Origin of the sequence: Marinobacter sp. (assembly GCF_033722735.1) — a bacterium.
Taxonomy (GTDB): Bacteria; Pseudomonadota; Gammaproteobacteria; order Pseudomonadales; family Oleiphilaceae; genus Marinobacter.
This window is the reverse complement of record NZ_JAWVYN010000002.1, coordinates 25,968-48,129: the sequence shown is the minus strand read 5'-3', so window position 1 is coordinate 48,129 and position 22,162 is coordinate 25,968. Positions and strand designations below refer to the sequence as shown.

The following is a 22,162-nucleotide window of genomic DNA, read 5'->3' as shown; positions in this document are numbered from 1 at the left end:
CTCATTACCTTTGCTAGGTGGCGTCGCCACCGGTGGAGGTCAACGCGGCCAAACGCGTCAACACCGACTTCCGAAAGGACGCCGGCAACTCTGCTGTGACGTCCAGAACCCAGGTATCTCTCGGGGCCAGTGCGGCGCATTTCACCGCATCCTTGGCGGTCACCACCAGCACCTCATCCGGGCCGATGGCCAGATCGGAGGTTTCGAACCGGTGATGATCGGGCAAGCCGAGCCCCCGGACCTGAGCGCCCAGATCCGATAGTGTATCGAAAAATCGTTGGGGATTACCGATGCCGGCCACCGCCCTTACCTTACGACCCTGTAACCACTCCAGGGACCGGGTTTCGGAGGTGTGCAGATGGCGGAGCCGCTGGGGTTGCAGTGTCATGCAGTACTGTTCCGGGTGATCCAGCGCGAGCGGCTCAGCACCATTGGTGATCACGTAATCCACCGAGGCCAGGCGCTCTGCCGGCTCCCGCAGCGGTCCGACCGGAATGGGTGCGCCGTTTCCCAGCCCCCGCTTACCGTCGAAGACGGCCAACTCCAGGTCACGGGGGAGACGGTAATGCTGCAGACCATCATCACACACAAGAAAGTTGCCGAGGCGCTGCTGAATTGCCCACTGGCCACCACGATATCGCTGGGGATCCACCACCACCGGGCAGCCGGTCTGCTGCCACAGCATCACCGGCTCATCCCCGGCCTGGGCGGGCGAGGTCGAATTGCTGACCAGTAACGGATAGTCGCTGGCCCGGCCGCCATACCCCCGACTGAGAATCACCGGACGCCAGCCTTGACTCTGCAGGGTAGCCACCAGCCAGGCGGTTAACGGGGACTTACCAGTGCCGCCGGCGGTGATGTTGCCCACCACAACCACGGGAACGGAAAGGCCGGGGGGCCGACCCGCGCCTAGCAGTCTTTGCCGCCGCCGACCGGCAAGCCAGCGAAACAGCCAGGCCAAAGGCCACAGAAACCAGAGCGGCCGGCCCGCGCCATACCAGAGACGATCGACCCGGGCGGTCATACCGATTCACTGAACTGCATCTGGTGCAGCTGGGCGTACGCCCCTCCGGCGGCCAGCAGCTGATCGTGGTTGCCGGATTCCACAATGCGTCCCGATTCCATGACCACGATGCGGTCGGCGTTCTCGATGGTGGACAGTCGGTGGGCGATCACCAGTGTGGTGCGCCCCTGCATCACGGTTTCCAGCGCCTCCTGAATATGACGTTCCGATTCGGTATCCAGGGCCGAGGTGGCTTCATCGAGGATCAGGATCGGGGCGTTCTTCAGCAACGCCCGGGCAATGGCCAGTCGCTGACGCTGCCCGCCGGAGAGCATGACCCCATTGTCACCGATCACGGTATCCAGGCCTTCAGGCATCCGGTCGATGAACTCCAGGGCATGGGCCTTGGCCGCCGCCTCACGGATCTCGTCCCGGCTGCAGTCCCGAAGGGCGCCGTAAGCGATGTTGGCCGCGATGGTGTCGTTAAACAGCACCACATTCTGGGTGACCAGGGCGATCTGGGCCCGCAGGGCCGCGAGCGTGAAATCGGCGATTGGATGGTCGTCGATGGCGATCGAGCCGCCGGTATGGTCATAGAAACGCGGCAACAGGCTCACCAGGGTGGACTTGCCGCTGCCGGAGCGCCCCACCAGGGCGACGCTCTGGCCCGCCGGGATGTCCAGGTTGATATCCTTCAACACATCGTCCAGTTGATCCCGGTAGCGAAAGCTGACGTCCCTGAACCGAATGTCGCCGCTGACCCGTTCCGGTGCAAAGCTGCCCTGGTCCACTTCCGGCTGCTCATCGAGGGTACTGAAGACATCCTGAGCCGCTGCAACGCCTTTCTGGATCTTGGCGTGCACGGAGGTTACCTGGCGGATGGGCTTGGCCATGGTGGTCGCCGCGGTAATGAAGGCAATCAGTTCACCGGTGCTCATGGTGCCGCGGATCTCGGGGGCCAGCATCAGCCAGACCAGCGAGGCAATGGCCAGCGCCACCAGCACCTGAATCACCGGCACGCTGATCGCTTGCGTGGAGGTCATCTTCAGGCTCTGGGTCAGATTGCGGCGGCTCACCCCACGAAAGCGTTCCCGCTCATAGTCCTCACCGCCGAAGGTGCGCACCACGCGGTAACCGGAGATGCTCTCGGACGCCACATGGGTAATGTCTCCCATGGAGTTCTGGATGCGTTTGCTGAGCTTGCGGAAGCGCTTGCTGACGTAGCTGACCACCAGGCCGATGATGGGCCCGACGACAACGAACACCGCCGTCAGCTTCCAGTTGGTGTACAGCATGAAGCCCAGCAGGCCCAGTATGGTGAGCCCTTCCCTTAGCGTGATGGTCACTGCGTTGGTAGTGGCGTCGGCGACCTGCTCAACATTGAACGTCAGTTTGGACACCAGACGGCCGGAGGCGTTGTCGTCGAAATAGCGGGACGGCAGTGACATCAGGCGCTCGAAGACCTGGTTTCTCAGCACGAAGATGACGTTGCGTCCCACGTAACTGATGAAGTATTGGCTCATGAAGGTGCCAAGACCGCGGAACGCAAACACCCCCACGATCAACGCGGTCAGTAGCAGGCGGTTCTTGTCGGTAGGATTCTCGATGGCCTCGATGACGTATTCCATGGCTGCGGCCATGGCCGTCGAAGCGGCGGCGTAGATGATGTTGCCCACCACCGCCAGGGCAAACGCCAGCATGAAAGGTCGAACATAGCCGAGCAATCGGCGATAGGTTTGCCAGTTACTGGCGGAGTCCGCGGGCAGGACCAGTTTCGGGTCAAGGTTCTTCACTGCTACGCTCGGTCGTGATACTGAGTTTGGCGAAGCCCAGGCGGCCCGCTACGTCCATCGCTCTGACGACAAACTGGTGCGGCGTATTGGCGTCCGCGGTGATGATAAACGGCAGACTGGTGTCGCCCTGGGCCAGTTCGCGGATAGCCCTTTCCAGGGTTTCCAGTCGGTTGTTGACCAGCGTCCGTTCATTCACCACATACTGGCCCTGTGCGTTTACCACCACATCAATCTGACGGACCTCGGTTTCGGCCGTTACCCCGTCGGCCTCCGGCAGGTCAACCTGCAGGTGGCTCTCACGGGTGAAGGTCGTGGAAACCATAAAGAAAATCAGCAGCAGGAACACCACATCAATCAGTGGCGTGAGATCAACGCCGACCTCCTGACTCCTCTGGCGCTTGAATTTCACGGCGCTCAGGCTCCTTCAACGTCGATTTCACGGTCGCCGTGGACAACTTCCACCAGCTTGATGGCTTCCTGTTCCATGCCAACCACCAATTCATCGACGCGGCGGATGAAATAGCGATGACAGATCAAGGCGGGAATGGCCACACTCAACCCCGCCGCCGTGGTAATCAACGCCTCGGAGATGCCCCCGGCCAGGTTGCCGGCGTTGCCAACCCCCGCCAGTTGGATCTCGGCAAACACCTTGATCATGCCGATAACGGTACCCAGCAGCCCCAGTAACGGCGTGATGGTGGCGACAGTACCCAGCGGATTGAGGAAGCGCTCCAGTTCGTGGATAACCTGACTGGCCTCATGCTCAATGCTCTCTTTCATGATCTCACGACCATGCTTGGCGTTCATCAGGCCGCCGGCCAGGATACGCCCCAAGGGTGACGACGCCTGCAGGATCTTCAGTTTGCGGCCGTTCAGTTCTTTTTTCTTGATCCAGCGCCAGAGCTCATTGATGGTGTGTTCCGGCGTGATGCGAGACGGCCGGAGCGTCCAGAACCGCTCCAGAATGATCGCAAGGGCCAAAATGGAACAGGCAACAATCGGCACCATCAGGATGCCACCAGCTTTCAAGAGCTCGAACACGCTTGGTCTCCCTGTTTATTTACAAGCCGCGCTACTTTAGCATAGCTGCCGTTGGAGGCCACACCCGTATTGTCACGGTCCGCGATCCAGCTCCCTGCCCCCGGCGGAACGAATCCAGAATGGCGAATCCGCCCGGGATTCAACAATCTCCAGACCGCCGCCGGCAAGAACCAGGCGCAAGGCTCCGGAATAGGCGGTATTGTACAGCCGGCTACCCTCGGCCCGGTACCTGGCCACCACGTCTTCGTGGGGGTGGCCGAAGCGATGCCGGTAGCCGGCGCTGAAGATCGCCACCTCCGGTGCCAGCCAAGCCACCCATTCCTCGCTCGACGACGTTTTGCTGCCATGATGGGGAGCCACCACGAGGCGCCGTCGGACCGGCGCTGCCCCGCGCCCAGGGTCTGCCATGAACGCCCTCTCGGCGTTGGCGTTGATGTCCCCGGGCAAGATCAGCTCGCTGCCACGATAGCTGGCGACCAGGACACAGGATGCGTTGTTTCCCGTCGGGCCCCCGGTACCGTCGCCCTGATACTGCCAAAGCCGCACCGTCCACTCTCCCACCTGCCAAGACCGCCCGGTCAGGCAGGGATCGACGGACCGGGTGTGCCCGCCCGGCCAACGCGCCTGCAGACGCCGGGGTTCACCGCTGACCAGGTCGCCCACAGGCAACGCTTCGAGCAGGTGTTCAAGGCCGCCGGCATGGTCGTTATCCCCGTGGCTGATCACCAGATAGTCCAACTGGCTTACCCCCAATGCCCGCAGGTTGGGTAACAACACGCTGGTCACGGCGGAATAGCCTGAGGGCGAGTCCGGTCCGGTGTCATAAAGCAGCACTGACCGTTGATGGCGGAGCATGACCGACAGCCCCTGCCCCACGTCCCAGACCCACACTTCCGGATGTCGGACCCACTCGTTGGCCCGCTTGGTATCGCCGGTCGGGGCGAGGCAGCTCCCCCCCCAGGCAAGCACGACACCCGCCACAGCCATGCGGCTGCGGCGACCGGGAAAAAACAGACAGGTCAAAACCTGCACGGCCAGGACCGTCGCCAACACAAGGTTACTGTCCAGGGGCGGCAGTGGCAGCTCCGAGAGGTGGTCAAGCAGAAACCACATCGCCCCCAGGACCAGGTCGAAGACCTTGCCAACCCCTTCTCCCCAGGCCGGCACGATGGCGAGAATCCCGCCACCTAGCAGCAGAACCGGCATGACCACGATCGACAACCAGGGAATCGCCACCAGATTGGCCAGCCCCCCAACCGCCGTGGGTGCCTGGCCGGCCACGACGAGCACCGGCCAGAGTCCGACAAAAATCGCCAGCTGGGCGATCATCAGGGTCGCCAACCTGCCGGCAGACTGCAGTCGGGCCGCAAACACCAGGATGAGGATCGCCACGGCAGAGAACGAGAGCCAGAAGCCCTGGTCCATGGGGGCAAGAGGATCGAACAGCAGCACCAGGAACAGGGCCAGCAGGTAACCGGTCCAGGCTCCGAGCTGGCGACCGCCAAGCATCAGTAGGCTGGCCACCGCCAGCATCAGCAGCGCCCGCCGTGTGGGGACCGTGAATCCCGCCAGTAACGCGAAGGCCGTGCCGAATAACAACACCGTTATCGCCAGCGCCAGCCTTTGGCCGGCGGGGGAAAGCCAGTGCCGGGGTAGCAGAGCCAGCGCCCAACGCCCTGCCAGGCCGATGACCAGCGCAATAAGCCCCAGATGCAATCCGGAAATCGCCACCAGGTGAACGGTCCCCGTCTGCTGCAGCACCCGCCAGTGGTCTGCGGTCAACCAGCCCCGATGTCCCATCAGCAGCGCCTCCGCCAACGGATGGTGCTCGCTCTGGGCTAGCCGCTCATGCAGCGATCGGGCGATCGCAAGGCGAAGTCGGTGATACTGGCACGGGAGGGCGCATTCCTGGCCAGGCAAGGGTTCAAGTTGGCGAACAGTCCCCCGAGCCCGGTAGTTGTGCCGGAACAACCAGGATTCATAGCGGAACCCCTGGGGGTTGACCGCTCCGTGGGGCCGCTTGAGCACCACAACAGCCCGTAACCGCTGCGGCAGATCCAGGCGGGCCTGGTCGCCGTACCAGCTAAGCCGCAGCTTCTCCGGCAGCGAGCCGGTATCGGCCAGCGAAGGCCAGTCTTCAACACACAGGCTGAAACGGACGCTGTCATAGACCCCGGGGGAAGGCACATCACAAACATAGCCGTGAACCGCCAGTTCCCGTCCTTCGTAGGCCGCTGGCAGCGATTGGCCGAGGCGCTCGCTGGCCATCCACCCCGCCCAGCCCAACCCCGCGACGAAGGCACCGGCAATCAGCACCATAGACCGGGCCGGTAAACAGGTTGTGAATTGCGACACAGCCAGCAGCGCAACCGACGTCGATCCCAGCCACAACAGAGGTGGCATGAAGTCGAGGCAATACAGTAATATAACGCCGCATGAAAAAGCGGTAATCCCTGCCCGCAACCGTGACTCCCCGGACAATCCATGTCCGATGCCTGTTGTCCCGTCTGTATTGGCGGATTAACCAGACAGGACGCTAGAGTTGAAGAGGTCGGCTCCTATACTGAGTGGACCCCAATATCCGTAACCGGAACAGGCAGAACCTCACAATGCCGAAGCAGTTCATGAAACGATACCTGCCCACGCCGGACCGAGTGCGGTCGATTCAGGCGTTGCACTTCCTGGGCGATATCCTTCACGAACCCAACCTGTGGCACATCAACCGCCACTGCGTGGCCCGCGCCATCCTGATCGGCATCTTCTTCTGCTTTATTCCAATGCCCTTCCAGATGGTTGCGGCCGCATTCTGCGCCATCTGGTTCAACGCCAACCTGCCCCTGTCCGTGGTGCTGGTCTGGATCAGCAACCCGCTGACCATGCCGCCGCTGTTCTACTTCAACTACAAGGTGGGAGCCTGGATACTGGACAGGCCGGTGATGCACTTCCAATTCGAGCTGTCCTGGTCCTGGATCAGCGAGAGTCTGGTTGATATCGGCATTCCGTTGTATTTTGGCTCGCTCATCGTCGCCACCCTGGCGAGCTGTGTGAGCTACCTGCTGATACAGTATCTCTGGCGCCGCAAGGTTCGCGCGCACTGGCGTGAACGCCAACTCCGCCGTACCCAGAGCGAGCCCTGAGGCCAACGCTCACCCCCCGCCAACGGCCTCTTCCAGCCGCCCCTGCTCCAGGCGCAATACCCGGCCAAGACTGTTGGCCATTTTCATGTCGTGGGTCACCATCACAAAGGCGATGCCCAACTGGTCCCGCAACGATTCGATCAGGCGGCGCACGCTCTCCCCAGTCTGCTCATCCAGGTTGCCGGTGGGCTCATCCATCAACACACACTCCGGCTCATTGACCAGCGCCCGGGCAATGGCCACCCGCTGGCGCTCGCCACCGGAAAGCTCACCGGGTTTATGCTCCAGCCGTTTTTCAAGCCCTACCCGGGCCAGCAACTGTTGCGCTTTCCCAGCGGCGGACTGGGGCGACATGCCGCCCAGGGTACAGGGCATCATCACGTTTTCCAGGGCACTGAATTCCGGCAACAGGTGGTGGAACTGGTAGACGAACCCCAGGTGCCGGTTGCGAAAGCGCGCCCGACCGGCCTCGCTCATCCGGTGAATATCGCGGCCGCAGATCTCGATGTGTCCGGAGGACGGTCGGTCCAGGCCTCCCAGCAGGTTCAACAGGGTGGTCTTGCCGGCACCGCTGCTGCCGACGATGGCCACCGTCTCCCCGGCGGCCACCGTCAACGAGATGTCGGAAAAGATGGTGAGCTCACTGGGCCCCTCCTTGTAGGTGCGGGTGACGCCACTGCAGCAGATCACCGGCACCCCGGGCTTCACATCCTGTGGTTTGTTATTCATAACGCAGGGCCTCCGCAGGGTCGACCCGGGATGCACGCCAGGCCGGATAGATGGTTGCCAGCAGGCTCATCAACAAGCCGGCGCCGCTGATGATCGCCACGTCGACCCATTGCAGCTGGGACGGCAGGTAACTGATGAAGTAGACCTCCGCATTGAGGAACTGGTGCCCCATGAGCCTCTCCAGCCAACCGATGAAGTCACTGATGTTGTAGGCACCCAGGATCCCCAGCAAGGTGCCGACCAGGGTACCGACCATGCCAATGACGGCGCCCTGAATAATGAAGATGCGCATGATCCGCCCCGGCGTGGCGCCCATGGTTCGCAGTATGGCGATATCGGAGGTCTTGTCGGTGACCACCATGACCAGGGTGGACACGATGTTGAACGCGGCAACCGCAACAATGAACATCAGCAGCAACCCGATCATGGTTTTCTCCATTCGGATGGCCTGGAACAGGTTGCCATGGGTACGGGTCCAGTCCGAGACGAAATATCGCCCACCCAGTGCCAGGGCGGCTTCCTCGGCCACTCTCGGTGCCTGGAACAGGTCGTCCACCAGCAGCCGCACCCCATGGGCCCGACCGTTGGTGCGCATCAGCTTGGCGGCATCATCCATGTGGATCAGGGTGTAATTGCCGTCCAGCTCCGCGCCGACGCTGAATATTCCCTTGACGGTAAAACGCTTGAGGCGGGGCAGGACACCGGCGGGCGTCACCGAGGCCTCGGGCAGCACGATGGTCACCCGGTCCCCCACCTGCAACCGCAGGCTTGCCGCCATCAGCTTGCCGACGATGATGCCGAACTCCCCGCTGCGGAGGTCCTCGAGTTTACCCTCCACCATGTGGTCTTCGATGATGGACACCTGACGCTCCTCGCCAGGCAGGATGCCGTTGAGCAGCACACCGCGGACATTGCCACCTCCGGTGACCATGCCCTGCCCCTGGATGAAGGGGGCCACCGCCTGCACATCAGGATGCTCAATCACCGATGCCCCCACCGCCTGCCAGCTCTCCAGCACGTTATCGCCACGGATGACCGCGTGCGGCACCATGCCCAGGATGCGTTGTTTCAGTTCGCGGTCGAACCCGTTCATCACCGACAACACGATGATCAGCACGGCTACGCCGAGCATCAATCCGATCATGGAGGTCATGGAAATGAAGGATATGAAATGATTGCGGCGCTTGGCTGCGGTATATCGCAAGCCAATGTAAAGCGACAGTGGTCTGAACATGTGGCGGAGCCTGTATACACCTTGATTATGTTTGGCCTGCTGCCGGCTCACAGACCGTCAGGAAGCTGCTAAACTTGTGTAACTTAACAAAAAACGTGGAGCGATCATGCCTGAAGCCCCGTCCAACGGGTCAGCCTCTGACCGACGAGACTATTTCCGGATTGAGGACCATATTGGCCTGGAGATCCGGAAGCTGGAGCCTGGCCATGCCAACCTCTCTGACCCTTTCAACGAAGGGCACCTGGACGGTCTCAGGGATGAAATGCGGCGACTCGACCAGGACATTCGGCTTCACCTGGCCAGTCTGGCTGAAAAGGATCGATTGTTGACTACCCTCATCAAATCCCTGAATGGGAAGCTCGATACGCTGGCGCGCATTATGGCCTTTGAACAAAATCCGTTGCAACAGGAGCAGTGGCAGGATGTTACGCTAAGCGAGGGTGGGATCGCCTTCACAACCGCCACCAACATCTACCAGCCAGGCGACCAACTGGCAGTGAGAATGACGTTGCCGCCGGAACTGTTCAGACCGCAGGCCACGGCCCGCGTCATCCAGTCAGTGCCGGACGACCAGGGCGGCAGCGTCGTCCATGCCCAGTTCGTATCGATCCATGACAGTGATCGGCAGCAGATTGCCCGACATGTGATGCGATGGCAGGTCCGGCAACGCCAGAATAGCTAATATCGAATTCATACCAATAATACAAACAGCAGGAGTATCTCAGCCATGATTAAACAGGCAACTTCCGGTCTGATCGCCCTGGCCACCGCACTGGCCCTCAGCGCCCCCCTGGCCGCCCCGGTTCACGCCGAGGAAGTGCAGGTGCCGGTCATGAACCAGGCCGATCGCAGCGAGGCCAGGCTGCCCAGGACCGGTCAAAGCCAGGAGTCGGTCCGCGCCACCTACGGCGCTCCCCAACAAATTTCCGGCCCGGTCGGCGAGCCCCCCATCAGCCAGTGGCAGTACCCGGATTTCACCGTCTACTTCGAATACGATCACGTCATTCATACCGTGATGAAAGCCAAGCGCTGAGGCGTTACAAATCCGCTCCAAGCGTAACAAAAAACGGCCCCGGGGCTCCTGACGGGGAACGCCGGAGCCGTTAGAATGTCAGCCCTCCCATACTGCGTAATGAAGGTGGTTGCGAATTGAGCTCAACATCTGTAATGCCTTCGGAGTGGGCACCGCAGCAGGCGGTCATGCTCACCTGGCCCCATGCCGGCACAGACTGGTGCGACACTCTCGAGGAAGTCGAACCGGTCTTTTTCGACATCGCCAAGCACGTGCTCCGGTTCCAGAACCTGATTGTCAGCTGTGAAGACCCGGCGCAACTGGCCCTGGTGGAGGCGGAGCTGCAGCAGTTCATCCGCACTCAGCAAGCGCCAGGGCAGATTACCGCCGTGGTCGCACCGGCGGACGACACCTGGGCCCGCGACCACGGCCCCCTCGCCTGCCGGGGTGTCGATGGGCTGACGCTGCTGGACTTCCGCTTCAATGCCTGGGGCGGCAAGTTTCCCCATGCCAAGGACGACCAGCTCAACCGGACACTGGCACAGGCCGGCGCCTTCGGCCGGCTCCCCCTGCGGGCCGTGGACCTGGTGCTCGAAGGCGGTTCCATCGAATCCAATGGCCTGGGTACGCTGCTGACCACCAGCGAATGCCTGCTCACTCCAACCCGAAATCCCAACCTGGACCGCGCCGGCCTCGAGGCCGCCTTGCGCGAGCATCTGGGCGCCGACCATGTACTCTGGCTGAATCACGGCTACCTGGCCGGCGACGACACCGACAGCCATGTCGACACCCTGGCCAGATTCGTGGCGGCCGACGGCATCTGCTATGTTCGTTGCCCGCACCCCGACGATGAGCACTACCCCGCGCTCAAGGCCATGGAGGAAGAGCTGGAGCAGTTTCACCAGCCCAATGGCCAGCCCTATCGACTCACCCCCCTGCCCTGGCCGGATGCCATCCACGGCGAGGACGGCGAGCGATTGCCGGCCACCTACGCCAACTTCCTGATCATCAATGGGGCGGTGTTGGTGCCGGTGTACGGCGTGCCACAGGATGGCGAGGCGGTCGAAGTGCTTGCCGACCTGTTCCCCGACCGCGAGATCATTCCGATCAACTGCCACGCCCTGATCAGGCAGCATGGCAGTCTTCACTGTGTCACCATGCAAATTCCAGCGGAGTAAGATGACCTTGAACACCGCCGCTCATTCATTACGGGTCTCCGCCATCCAGCAAAGCTGCAGCTCCGACAAGCAACAGAGCCTGGCCACCAGCGAACGCCTGGTGCGGCAGGCCGCGAGTGATGGCGCCCAGCTGGTCGTTTTGCAGGAGCTACACGCCACGCTGTATTTCTGTCAGACCGAAGACACCACCAACTTTGAACTGGCCGAACCCATTCCCGGCCCCACCAGCGAGCGCCTGTCCGGACTGGCCAGAGAGTTGGGCATCGTGCTGGTGGGCTCGATTTTCGAACGTCGGATGAATGGCGTTTACCACAACACCGCGGTGGTCTTCGACTCCGATGGCAGCCTGGCAGGCCTGTACCGCAAGATGCACATTCCCGACGACCCCGGCTTCTACGAGAAGTTCTACTTTACCCCCGGCGATGCGAGGTGTAACAACGGCGCCAGCGGCTTCACGCCGGTACAGACCTCGCTTGGCAAGCTGGGCGTGTTGGTGTGCTGGGACCAGTGGTATCCGGAGGCGGCCCGCCTGATGGCCCTGGCCGGGGCCGAGCTGCTGATCTACCCCACCGCCATCGGCTGGGACATGACCGATGACGATGACGAGCGCAGTCGCCAGCTCGACGCCTGGGTAACCGTCCAGCGTGGGCACGCGGTCGCTAACAACCTGCCGGTGATTGCCCCCAACCGGGTGGGCAACGAGCCCGACCCGAGCGGCCAGGGCGACGGCATCCGGTTCTGGGGCAACAGCTTTATCTGTGGCCCGCAGGGCGAATTCCTGGCCCGGGCGAACGAGCGAGACGAAACCGTGCTCACCATTGACCTTGATACCCACCGCAGTGAATCCGTCCGCCGAATCTGGCCCTACCTGCGTGATCGACGGATCGATGCTTACGACGACCTCCTCAAGCGGGTACGGGACTGATCAAACGATGAAGAAACTGATTGACGGGGTTGTCGACCAGCTCAACAACATCCTGCTCGGCAAGGAACGCCAGGTACGGTTGGCCATCTGCGGATTGCTCGCCCGAGGCCACCTTCTGATTGAAGACATCCCGGGCATGGGCAAGACCACACTGTCCCACGCCCTGGCCAAGGTCATGGGGTTAAGCTATCAGCGCATCCAGTTCACCAACGACCTGCTGCCCGCTGATGTGCTGGGCTTCTCCATGTACGACAAAGAGGCGGGAGCCCTGGTCTTTCATCGGGGCCCCATCTTCGCCCAGGTGGTGCTCGCGGACGAAATCAACCGGGCCTCCCCACGCACCCAGAGCGCACTGCTGGAAGCCATGGAAGAGCGCCAGGTATCGATTGAAGGCGAAACCCGCCCGCTGCCACACCCCTTTTTTGTCATTGCCACCCAGAACCCGGTTGAGCAGGGCGGCACCTTCCCCCTGCCCGAATCCCAACTGGACCGCTTTCTGATGCGGCTGCAACTGGGCTACCCGGACCCCAGGGCGGAACGGGAACTGCTGGAGGGCGAAGACCGACGGCTACTGACCGAGCGGATGCAGCCGCAACTATCGGAACAGAATCTGAAAACGCTCCAGGACGGGGTGGACCGGGTCACTGCCAGCCCTGCCTTGCTGGATTACATCCAACGGTTACTGGAGCAAAGCCGGCGCATGCCCGGCCTGCTCTACGGGCTGTCGCCCCGCGCCGGCCTGGGCCTGCTGCGGGCCGCCAAGGCCTGGGCGATGATGGACGGGCGCCACCATGTGCTGCCCGACGACATCCAGGCGGTGTTTCCGGCCGTGGCCGGTCACCGGCTCGAGCAGGGCGAATCCAGTAAAAGTACGGATCGCGTGCGGCAACTGTTGAGTTCAGTATCCGTCATAGAGTAGAGAGGCATGGCTGGGGCACCCCCATAGCGACGATTTATGGTCGGCATTGGCCAAATCAAATGTGAAGCCAGCCTGGACATGATAGGCTTCACCACCTTCAGATCCAATTACCCGTTTTCCGAGTGGTGCCCGCGGCATTGCTCCCAGGTTACCGAAACCGACTTGAAACGAGAGAAGTGCAATGAGTGAAAGCAAGCATTCCCGACTGATCATCCTGGGCTCCGGACCGGCAGGCTATACCGCAGCGGTCTATGCCGCCCGCGCCAACCTCAACCCCACCCTGATCACCGGCATTGAAGTGGGGGGGCAGCTTACCACCACCACCGACGTGGACAACTGGCCGGGTGACAATGAGGGCGTCCAGGGGCCCGAGTTGATGCAGCGCATGCTCCAACATGCCGAGCGTTTCGAAACCAACATTGTCTATGACTACATCAATGAGGCTGACGTACAGAGCCGCCCGTTCCGCCTGAAAGGTGACAGCGGCGAATACACCTGTGATGCGCTGATCATCGCCACCGGGGCTTCCGCCATGTACCTGGGCCTGGACTCGGAGGAGGCCTTCAAGGGCAAAGGCGTGTCCGCCTGCGCAACCTGCGACGGGTTCTTCTATCGCAAACAGAAGGTGGCCGTCATCGGCGGTGGTAACACGGCTGTTGAAGAAGCCCTCTACCTGTCCAACATTGCCGAAGAGGTCACCCTGGTCCACCGCCGTGACAAGCTGCGGGCCGAAAAGATCCTGCAGGACAAACTGTTTGAGAAGGCGGAGAAAGGCAATATCCGCATCGTCTGGGATCACACTCTGGACGAGGTGCTGGGCGATGAAACCGGCGTCACCGGCATGCGGATCAAGAGCACCAAGGACGGGACCACCCAGGACCTCGACCTGGCGGGCGTGTTCATTGCCATTGGCCACAAGCCTAACACCGATCTGTTCATCGGCCAGCTGGAGATGGAGAACGGTTACCTGCAGATCCGCTCCGGCCTCAATGGCATGGCCACGGAAACCAGCGTACCCGGCGTTTTCGCAGCGGGCGATGTCGCCGATCACGTGTACCGTCAGGCGGTCACCTCCGCCGGCTTCGGTTGCATGGCAGCGCTGGATGCCGAGCGTTTTCTGGATCAACAGGACTGACCACGACTACACTGGTCTGCAGGGGCTGACGCTGTCAGCCCCTTCCATACACCGGCCCGAAGAAGTGGATGGCAACGCTACCCTGGATAGACCCCGATCGACTCTGGTTCCCCCCCCCAGAACAGGCGCTTGATGACCCTGACGGCCTGTTAGCCCTCGGCGGCGACCTGTCGCCGGACCGCCTGGTTCTGGCCTATCGACATGGCATCTTTCCCTGGTACAGCGAAGAGCAGCCGATTCTGTGGTGGTCCCCGAATCCACGCTGCGTGCTCTTCCCCGACGAAATCCACGTATCACGAAGCCTGCGCCGCGCCCTGAACCAGCAGCGCTTTCACATCACCGCCGACCGGGCCTTTGCCCAGGTCATCCGGATCTGCGCCGAAAGTCGTCAGGAGGGCACCTGGATCACCGACGAAATGGCTGCGGCGTATACCCGCCTGCACCAGATGGGCATTGCCCACTCCATCGAGGCCTGGAACCGGCACGGCGAGCTGGTGGGCGGAATGTACGGACTGGCGCTGGGGCGCTGCTTCTTTGGCGAATCGATGTTTTCCCTGGAGACCAACGCGTCCAAAGTGGTGATGGTTCACCTGGCCGGACAACTCCGAGCATGGGGCTACACCATCATCGACTGCCAGGTGGAAAGCGGACATTTGCTGCGCATGGGCGCCCGATGCATTCCACGAAGCGAGTTTTTATCTATACTGGAGTCAAGTGTCGACAGACCACCAGTCCAGCAGGATTGGAACTTCCAGTGGTGCTGGACGGGGCCGGAGGTGTGAATGACCAACCTGAAGACTCTGGCGTTTTTTGCCACGCCCCCCCACGACTGCAGCTATCTGCCTGACCGCGAGGCCACCACCATGTTTGTGGATCCTCGTGCGGACATCAACAAGCGGCTCTATAGCCAGCTGACCACACTGGGCTTTCGCCGCAGTGGCTCACATTACTACCGCCCCCACTGTGAATCCTGCAATGCCTGCGTGCCAGTGAGGCTGAACGCCCATCAGTTTCGCCTGGACCGGGGCCAGCGCCGGGTGCTCAAGCGCAATGCAGACCTGCACTGCGAACTGGTGCCGGCCGCTTTCACCGAAGAGTATTACCAGCTCTACCGGACATACATTGAGCAACGGCATTCCGACGGCGACATGTACCCGCCATCCCGCGAGCAGTTCACCTCCTTTCTGGTGGAGGGCGCCACCGACACCGGGTTTCTGGAAATGCGACTTGCGGGACGCCTGGTCGGGCTGGCCGTCGTGGATGCCCTGGAAGATGGGCTGTCGGCCATCTACACCGTCTTCGATCCTGGCGAAGAGCAGCGAAGCCTGGGAACCTTTGCCATCCTCTGGCAGATAGAGGAAGTTCGACGTCGCCGGGCGAACTATCTGTATCTCGGATACTGGATCAAAGCCTGCCGCAAGATGAATTACAAAACCCGATTCCGCCCCATTGAGGCGTTGATTGAAGGCCATTGGCAGGCGCTCCAGGCCGAGTAAGCCCGGTCCAGCCTGAAATAATGCGGAATATGGCCGCACAGGACATCAGGCTTTTTGCCAAACGGCTATAAATCAGGCAGAATTGCGCAATTTAAAATTTCGGAAAGTCCACCAAACGAGGTTTCTACTGAATGGCGAAGTCAGATGTCATTGAAATGGAAGGCGTTATTATCGACACCCTTCCCAATACCATGTTCCGCGTAGAGCTGAGCAACGGCCACGTTGTGACCGCTCACATTTCCGGAAAGATGCGCAAGAACTACATCCGCATCCTGACAGGCGACAAGGTGAAGGTTGAACTGACCCCTTACGACCTGAGCAAGGGCCGCATCGTCTACCGCGCCCGTTGATTCTCTGACATCTGAAAAAGCCCCGAATTTCGGGGCTTTTTTATGAGCGAACGGGCGACCCGGTTATTCCCGGTCCTCTGCGGAACATTCCTGGCCACCGGGATTGGTGTAGCAGCGCACCTTTCGCAGAATGGTCATCATGTCTTCGTTATAGGCGGCGGCAGCCAACCGGGCGTTCTCGCTGGAGGATTCCTTCATATCCAGCCGCACACCCCGCAACATCTCCTGGTAGCCACGCACCGCCTCCGGTGAAATATCCACCCAACGATCCTCCGGGATACGGTTTTCAAACTCGCGCACAATGCGCATGGCCTCCGGATAAAGCCGGGACATGATGCGGCGCGACTTGCGCACGAAACGCTCGTCGAACTCGCCGGTGCGGGCCACCAACTGGGTAGTCACCTGCCCTACCGGATAACGGACAATTCCCCCGCTCTCCCCCATACCCCGAAACATCTCCAGCAGCTCGTAAGCCGCGCCGGGCGCGTAGCTGATGTCCACCTCTCCCGTATTGAACATCTGGGAGAAGTTGGCGATTTTGGCGGGGACAGGTTGTGCACCGACGTAGTTGAGCATGTGCCAGGCATCGTGATGCCCCTCGAACACGCTCACCCGCTGCCCTCTCAGGTCGTCGACATGATCGATCTCCCGGTCGTCGACAAACAGGTAGGCGGCTCCCATGGGGATCACCCCCAAGACCTGGTGGGCGTCGTTCTCCAGGTGATGGGCCACCCGGGGACTGGCGAGGATGTACATGAGCACCTTCAGGTCTTCGTACCGGGGTATGGCCCCAATGGCACTGATGGCCGAGGTAAAATCGTTGAATTGGCGAACACCGATATCGGTGACCGCGATCAGGTCACACTCACCTTCGTTAAAGGCAGCAATGACCTCCTCCTCGTTGGTGAACGGCCGCATGCTGAATTGGACACCAGCACTCATGGCCTCGCGACGATAGGTCTCAAGGGTCTTGTAGACAAAGCCACTGGCGCCGGCGACATCGAACACGCAAAACTCCTTGCGTTCGATGGCACTGGATGCGGTGGCAGAGCACAGCAGGAAAACGCCGAGCAGCACGGACAGGGACAACTTCATTCAGACTCATCTCCTTATCATTATTGTTTGAAGACGTTCGGCATGCCCTCTAGGCCGGTTCCGGAACCAGCGAAGCACATCCGACGCAGGAAACCCTACGTTGTCAGATAGGAAGATGTCAGATTGCGTTCGGAAAGAAATTGACAGTAGGAACCGATAACTTTCGCCTGTCGGCCAAACCCGTCACAAAAAAGCCACACAACCGTCGCTGTGTGGCTTTTGAGGATTGACAATCCAAGGGTTGCCCTTCGGCTTCGAGGCCGTTACACGGCTTCCGCGGGCTCGTTCTCGTACTCGAAGACAAGCTCGTCACCGTCCAGGTGAATGTTCACCTCCCCGCCATGATCGGACAGCGCGCCGAACAGGATCTGTTCCGCCAGCGGCCGCTTGATCTTGTCCTGAATCAGGCGGGCCATGGGCCGTGCCCCCATGGTCACATCGTAGCCTTTCTCCGCCAGCCAGAGCTTGGCCGCATCATCCACATGCAGCACCACGTGCTTCTCATCCAGCTGGGCCTGCAGTTCGGTGAGGAACTTGTCCACCACGTGAGTGATGGTGGCCTTGTCCAGATCGCCGAACTGGATGATGCCATCCAACCGGTTCCGGAATTCCGGCGTGAAAGTCTTGGTGATGATTTCCATGCCATCGGTGCTGTGATCCTGCTCACTGAACCCGATGGAGCGACGGGCCATGCTCTCGGCACCGGCGTTGGTGGTCATCACCAGAATGACATGACGGAAATCCGCCTTGCGGCCGTTGTTGTCGGTCAGGGTGCCATGGTCCATGACCTGCAACAGCAGGTTGAACACTTCCGGGTGCGCCTTCTCGATCTCATCCAGCAACAACACGCAGTGGGGCTGCTTGCTCACCGCCTCGGTGAGCAGCCCGCCCTGGTCGTAACCAACGTACCCCGGAGGTGCGCCGATCAACCGCGATACGGTATGACGCTCCATGTATTCGGACATGTCGAATCGAACCAGGTCAATGCCCAGAACCTTGGCCAGCTGACGGGTGACTTCGGTCTTACCCACCCCGGTGGGTCCGGCAAACAGGAACGCGCCCTCCGGTTTCTCCGGTGCCTTCAAGCCCGCCCGAGCCAGCTTGATGGCGGTCGACAGCGACTCGATGGCGGTGTCCTGACCAAAGACCACCATCTTCAGATCCCGCTCCAGATTGCGCAGCAGGTCCTTGTCGCTGGTGGACACGTTCTTCGGCGGGATACGGGCAATGGTCGCCACCACATCCTCGATGGCAGAGACCCCGATCACCTTCTTGCGCTTGCCCGCCGGTTGCAGGCGCTGGCGCGCGCCGGCTTCATCGATCACATCAATGGCCTTGTCCGGCAGATGGCGATCGCTGATGTAGCGGTCTGCCAGCTCGGCAGCAACCCGGAGCGCCTCGTCGGTGTATTTGAGCTCGTGGTGCTTCTCAAAATGGGGTTTCAGCCCCTTTAGAATCTGGTAGGTGTCTTCCACGCTGGGCTCGTTGACGTCAATCTTCTGGAAGCGACGGGCCAACGCGCTGTCCTTCTCAAAGATTCCCCGGAACTCGGAGAAGGTGGTCGAACCGATGCACCGTATCTGGCCGGAGCTCAACATCGGCTTCAACAGGTTGGACGCATCCATCACTCCGCCGGAGGCCGAACCCGCACCGATGATGGTGTGGATCTCGTCGATGAACAGGATGGCATGACTCTCTTTCTTGAGCTCTGCCAGCAGCCCCTTCAGGCGCTTCTCGAAATCGCCCCGATACTTGGTGCCCGCCAGCAGCGCGCCCAGGTCCAGGGAGTACACCACCGCATCGGCAATGATCTCCGGCACCTGGCCGTCCACAATGCGACGGGCCAGGCCCTCGGCAATGGCGGTCTTGCCCACGCCGGCTTCGCCCACCAGCAGCGGGTTGTTCTTGCGCCGGCGGACCAGAATCTGGACCACCCGCTCCACTTCGTGCTCGCGGCCGATCAACGGATCGATACGGCCCTGTCGGGCCTGCTCGTTCAGGTTGGTGGCGTAGCTTTCCAGTGGCTTGCTGGAGGTGCCCTCTTCCGCCCCCTCCTCGTGGGAGGCCTGGTCGCTACCGCCTTCCTGTTCATCGGAGCCCTGGACACGGGAAATGCCGTGGGAGACGAAATTCACCACATCGATCCGGGCGATGTTCTGCTTCTTCAGCACATACACCGCCTGGCTTTCCTGCTCACTGAAAATCGCGACCAGCACGTTGGCGCCGGTCACCTCTTTCTTGCCCGATGACTGAACATGGAACACCGCCCGCTGCAGTACCCGCTGGAACCCCAGGGTCGGCTGGGTTTCACGGTCACTGTCACTGCTGGGGATCAGCGGTGTCGTAGAGTCAACAAACTCGACCAGTTCTTCCTGTAATTGTTGCAGGTCAGCTCCACAGGCCTTCAAGACGCTAACGGCTGAATCGTTATCCAGCAACGCCAACAGTAAATGCTCAACCGTCATGAATTCATGGCGTTTATCGCGGGCATTTTTAAAGGCCGTATTCAGCGTATTCTCAAGATCTTTGCTCAGCATGGGCCACCCCAAGGTCTATCAGTCCGCACGTTCAATCTCGCACAGCAGCGGATGTTCGCATTCCGAGGAATACTGGTTCACCTGTGCAGCTTTCGTTTCTGCGATGTCCCGGGTATAAACCCCGCATACGGCCTTTCCCTGCGTATGGACGAGCAGCATCACCTGCGTCGCCTTTTCTTCGTTCATTCCAAAGAACTTCATGAGTACATCCACCACGAAATCCATGGGGGTGTAATCGTCGTTCAACAGCACAACCCGGTAACGCGCTGGGCGTTTTAGGGCCGGTTTTTCCGGGGCAAGACTGACATCGTCATGATGCCCTGGTTCTTCCTCGCTCCCCTGATTTAATACTAGTAGAGAATTTTGGATAGTCCGCATGATTCGTTACCGGAAATCGATGCCATTTTTCTGAAGGTGGATTCTCCCCACCCTGTTTTCAAGTCCATTCCTGAAGACAGCGTGAGTTGGTTATCAATACCACACATAATAACGTCTCGATGGGCATTCCAACCAGCTATTCCGGTGACCGCACTATTGACTATGACCGATTATTGGTCGAGAGTATCCCTTGCAATGTTAATTCATGTTACGGCGCGTAATTTCTGTAACATTGCAGCCGTAGACGTATCCTGGCCTGCTACCGGAGGGGAAGCCGAGAGCAGCGTGGTAGCGACCGGACAACGGCCTTCCATACCAATAATAACGGTTGATAATGACGGAACAGGGGAGTTCAAAATGCCTAAAGGCAAAGTGAAGTGGTTCAATAACGCCAAGGGCTACGGCTTCATTATCGAAGATGGCTGCAGCGACGATCTGTTTGCCCACTTTTCATCGGTGCAAATGGAAGGGTACAAGACCCTCAAAGCTGGTCAGACGGTTACCTTTGATAAAAAGCCTAGTGAAAAAGGCATCCACGCGGTCAACATTGTTCCGGTGGACCAACCCGCAAAGCGGGAAAGTAAAGGTGAGACCAAACAGTCTTCCGACGGTTCTAATATTTCGCAACACCCCCGAGCGGTGAACGCCTGAAAAACAAATTCAGGCGATAACTTACGGCTTTGGACACTTCTTTCGGGCGTTAAATCCGAAAGTTGACGGGGCGCTTTATGCGCCCAGTTTCTCTCCTCGCTCAGCAAGTTGAGCGTAACGCTTTCTTTTGTCTATTTTTCCATATTATCAATCACCGCCTCGCCGAACTGCGAGCATTTCAGCAGCTTGGCGTCCGGCATCAGGCGCTCGAAATCGTAAGTGACGGTCTTCGCCGCGATGGCCCCCTCCATACCGGAAATCACCAGATCCGCCGCCTCTGCCCAGCCCAGATGCCGCAGCATCATTTCCGCCGACAGGATCAACGAGCCCGGATTCACCTTGTCCTGACCCGCGTACTTGGGCGCCGTGCCATGAGTTGCCTCAAAGTTGGCGATTGCCCCCCCCATGTTGGCCCCCGGCGCTATCCCGATGCCGCCCACCTCCGCCGCCAACGCATCCGATATGTAGTCACCGTTCAGATTCAGGGTGGCGATCACGCTGTACTCGTCCGGACGCATCAGGATCTGCTGCAGGAAGGCATCGGCGATGACGTCTTTGATCACGATGTCGCGGCCGGTAACCGGGTTCTTCATCACATGCCAGGGACCACCGTCCACCGGCTTCGCACCGAAACGCTCCACCGCCATCTGATACCCCCAGTTCTTGAAGGCGCCTTCGGTGAACTTCATGATGTTGCCCTTGTGCACCAGCGTCACCGACGGTCGGTCGTTGTCGATGGCATACTGGATGGCCTTGCGCACCAGCCGCTGGGTGCCCTCCCGGGATACCGGCTTGACGCCGATGCCACAGCCCTCCGGGAAGCGGATGTTGGTCACCCCCATGTCTTCCTGCAGGAACCGGATCAGCTTCCTGGCGCCCTCCGAGTCTGCCTCCCATTCGATACCGGCGTAGATGTCCTCGGAATTCTCCCGGAAGATCACCATGTCGGTCAGTTCCGGGTGACTGACCGGACTGGGCACACCCTTGAAGTAGCGTACCGGACGGATACAGGCGTAGAGATCCAGCTCCTGGCGCAATGCCACATTGAGGGACCGGAAGCCTCCGCCGACCGGCGTGGTTAACGGCCCCTTGATGCTCACCGGATAATCCCGCAGTGCCTCCAGCGTCTCTTCCGGCATCCAGGTGTCGCTGCCATAGACCCGGGTTGCCTTCTCACCGCAATAGACCTCCATCCAGACAATAGCCCGCTTCAACCCATAGGCTTTCGCCACCGCCGCGTCCACCACCCGCTTCATCACCGGCGTAATGTCGGTGCCAATGCCGTCGCCTTCGATGAACGGGATCACCGGATTGTCAGGCACGTTCAGGGACAGGTCCGCGTTAACCGTAATCCGCTCACCATCCGCCGGTACCACGATCTTGCTGTACGCCATCCCCCGCCCTCCCCGAGTCTGATGTCGCTGCCTGCACTGGCCGGTCGGTTGCGGTTGGTTTAAACCGCCGCCTCGCCTGCGATATAGTTCAGCTTAGTACACTCCCCATCCATTGCCGGAGCCCCAGCGCGCACCACACCGTGCGCCTCAGATAC

At 60.6% G+C, this 22,162-nt stretch carries 22 protein-coding genes; 11 read left to right on the top strand and 11 right to left on the bottom strand.

The window, feature by feature from the left end; translation table 11 throughout:
* Window positions 1-13 precede the first annotated feature (13 nt).
* From lpxK to R3175_RS02035, 5 genes are all read right to left on the bottom strand, one after another.
* On the bottom strand, window positions 14-1,024 hold the full coding sequence (gene lpxK, locus R3175_RS02055; RefSeq protein WP_318942027.1) for a tetraacyldisaccharide 4'-kinase: 1,011 nt from the start codon (window positions 1,022-1,024) through the stop codon (window positions 14-16).
* Window positions 1,021-2,796 (bottom strand): lipid A export permease/ATP-binding protein MsbA, encoded by a 1,776-nt coding sequence (msbA, locus tag R3175_RS02050; protein WP_413231709.1) that lies wholly within the window; start codon window positions 2,794-2,796, stop codon window positions 1,021-1,023. The genes lpxK and msbA overlap by 4 nt, the downstream gene beginning before the upstream one ends.
* A complete protein-coding gene (locus R3175_RS02045) occupies window positions 2,783-3,205 on the bottom strand; it encodes a biopolymer transporter ExbD (protein ID WP_318942025.1) in 423 nt (140 codons plus the stop codon). The genes msbA and R3175_RS02045 overlap by 14 nt, the downstream gene beginning before the upstream one ends.
* A 5-nt stretch (window positions 3,206-3,210) precedes the next feature.
* On the bottom strand, window positions 3,211-3,837 hold the full coding sequence (locus tag R3175_RS02040) for a MotA/TolQ/ExbB proton channel family protein (protein ID WP_318942023.1): 627 nt from the start codon (window positions 3,835-3,837) through the stop codon (window positions 3,211-3,213).
* Between the two features lie 72 nt (window positions 3,838-3,909).
* The gene (locus R3175_RS02035) at window positions 3,910-6,240 is read right to left on the bottom strand and encodes a DNA internalization-related competence protein ComEC/Rec2 (RefSeq protein ID WP_318942021.1); all 2,331 of its coding nucleotides are present in this window, start codon (window positions 6,238-6,240) and stop codon (window positions 3,910-3,912) included.
* Between the two features lie 206 nt (window positions 6,241-6,446).
* Between R3175_RS02035 and R3175_RS02030 the strand changes: the two genes are divergently transcribed.
* Window positions 6,447-6,974, top strand: a complete 528-nt coding sequence (locus R3175_RS02030; protein ID WP_318942019.1) for a DUF2062 domain-containing protein — start codon at window positions 6,447-6,449, stop codon at window positions 6,972-6,974.
* Window positions 6,975-6,983: 9 nt separating this feature from the next.
* On the opposite strand, the gene R3175_RS02025 is transcribed toward R3175_RS02030, so the two are convergent.
* Complete coding sequence (locus R3175_RS02025) at window positions 6,984-7,703, bottom strand: ABC transporter ATP-binding protein (protein ID WP_318942018.1); 720 nt, start codon at window positions 7,701-7,703, stop codon at window positions 6,984-6,986.
* Window positions 7,696-8,937 carry a lipoprotein-releasing ABC transporter permease subunit gene (locus R3175_RS02020; RefSeq protein ID WP_318942016.1) on the bottom strand — a complete coding sequence of 414 codons (1,242 nt, stop codon included), beginning with the start codon at window positions 8,935-8,937 and terminating at the stop codon, window positions 7,696-7,698. The genes R3175_RS02025 and R3175_RS02020 overlap by 8 nt, the downstream gene beginning before the upstream one ends.
* Before the next feature lie 106 nt (window positions 8,938-9,043).
* On the opposite strand from R3175_RS02020, the gene R3175_RS02015 reads away from it, so the two are divergent.
* From R3175_RS02015 to infA, 9 genes are all read left to right on the top strand, one after another.
* Window positions 9,044-9,619 (top strand): PilZ domain-containing protein, encoded by a 576-nt coding sequence (locus R3175_RS02015; protein WP_318942015.1) that lies wholly within the window; start codon window positions 9,044-9,046, stop codon window positions 9,617-9,619.
* A 45-nt stretch (window positions 9,620-9,664) separates the two neighbouring features.
* A complete protein-coding gene (locus R3175_RS02010; protein ID WP_318942013.1) occupies window positions 9,665-9,970 on the top strand; it encodes a hypothetical protein in 306 nt (101 codons plus the stop codon).
* 134 nt (window positions 9,971-10,104) lie between these two features.
* Window positions 10,105-11,127 carry an agmatine deiminase family protein gene (locus R3175_RS02005; protein ID WP_318942011.1) on the top strand — a complete coding sequence of 341 codons (1,023 nt, stop codon included), beginning with the start codon at window positions 10,105-10,107 and terminating at the stop codon, window positions 11,125-11,127.
* A gap of 1 nt (window position 11,128) precedes the next feature.
* Window positions 11,129-12,052, top strand: a complete 924-nt coding sequence (locus tag R3175_RS02000; protein ID WP_318942009.1) for a carbon-nitrogen hydrolase — start codon at window positions 11,129-11,131, stop codon at window positions 12,050-12,052.
* A 7-nt stretch (window positions 12,053-12,059) separates the two neighbouring features.
* Entirely contained in the window at window positions 12,060-12,971 is a 912-nt protein-coding gene (locus R3175_RS01995) for an AAA family ATPase (protein ID WP_318942008.1), read from the top strand.
* 181 nt (window positions 12,972-13,152) lie between these two features.
* Window positions 13,153-14,106, top strand: coding sequence for a thioredoxin-disulfide reductase (trxB, locus tag R3175_RS01990; protein WP_318942006.1), 954 nt, complete (start codon window positions 13,153-13,155; stop codon window positions 14,104-14,106).
* A gap of 68 nt (window positions 14,107-14,174) precedes the next feature.
* The gene (aat, locus tag R3175_RS01985; RefSeq protein ID WP_318942005.1) at window positions 14,175-14,888 is read left to right on the top strand and encodes a leucyl/phenylalanyl-tRNA--protein transferase; all 714 of its coding nucleotides are present in this window, start codon (window positions 14,175-14,177) and stop codon (window positions 14,886-14,888) included.
* A complete protein-coding gene (locus R3175_RS01980; RefSeq protein WP_318942003.1) occupies window positions 14,889-15,602 on the top strand; it encodes an arginyltransferase in 714 nt (237 codons plus the stop codon).
* Window positions 15,603-15,733: 131 nt separating this feature from the next.
* Window positions 15,734-15,952 carry a translation initiation factor IF-1 gene (gene infA / locus R3175_RS01975; protein ID WP_014421226.1) on the top strand — a complete coding sequence of 73 codons (219 nt, stop codon included), beginning with the start codon at window positions 15,734-15,736 and terminating at the stop codon, window positions 15,950-15,952.
* A 63-nt stretch (window positions 15,953-16,015) separates the two neighbouring features.
* On the opposite strand, the gene R3175_RS01970 is transcribed toward infA, so the two are convergent.
* The 3 genes from R3175_RS01970 to clpS form a co-directional block, all read right to left on the bottom strand.
* Window positions 16,016-17,047, bottom strand: coding sequence for a putative solute-binding protein (locus R3175_RS01970; RefSeq protein WP_318941981.1), 1,032 nt, complete (start codon window positions 17,045-17,047; stop codon window positions 16,016-16,018).
* A 263-nt stretch (window positions 17,048-17,310) separates the two neighbouring features.
* Window positions 17,311-19,584, bottom strand: coding sequence for an ATP-dependent Clp protease ATP-binding subunit ClpA (gene clpA, locus R3175_RS01965; protein ID WP_318941979.1), 2,274 nt, complete (start codon window positions 19,582-19,584; stop codon window positions 17,311-17,313).
* An 18-nt stretch (window positions 19,585-19,602) separates the two neighbouring features.
* Window positions 19,603-19,962 carry an ATP-dependent Clp protease adapter ClpS gene (clpS, locus tag R3175_RS01960; protein WP_318941977.1) on the bottom strand — a complete coding sequence of 120 codons (360 nt, stop codon included), beginning with the start codon at window positions 19,960-19,962 and terminating at the stop codon, window positions 19,603-19,605.
* A 357-nt stretch (window positions 19,963-20,319) separates the two neighbouring features.
* On the opposite strand from clpS, the gene R3175_RS01955 reads away from it, so the two are divergent.
* Window positions 20,320-20,613 (top strand): cold shock domain-containing protein, encoded by a 294-nt coding sequence (locus R3175_RS01955; protein ID WP_318941976.1) that lies wholly within the window; start codon window positions 20,320-20,322, stop codon window positions 20,611-20,613.
* Between the two features lie 131 nt (window positions 20,614-20,744).
* Here R3175_RS01955 and icd read toward each other — a convergent pair whose 3' ends face one another.
* Window positions 20,745-22,007, bottom strand: a complete 1,263-nt coding sequence (gene icd / locus R3175_RS01950; RefSeq protein ID WP_318941974.1) for an NADP-dependent isocitrate dehydrogenase — start codon at window positions 22,005-22,007, stop codon at window positions 20,745-20,747.
* Window positions 22,008-22,162: the final 155 nt, after the last annotated feature.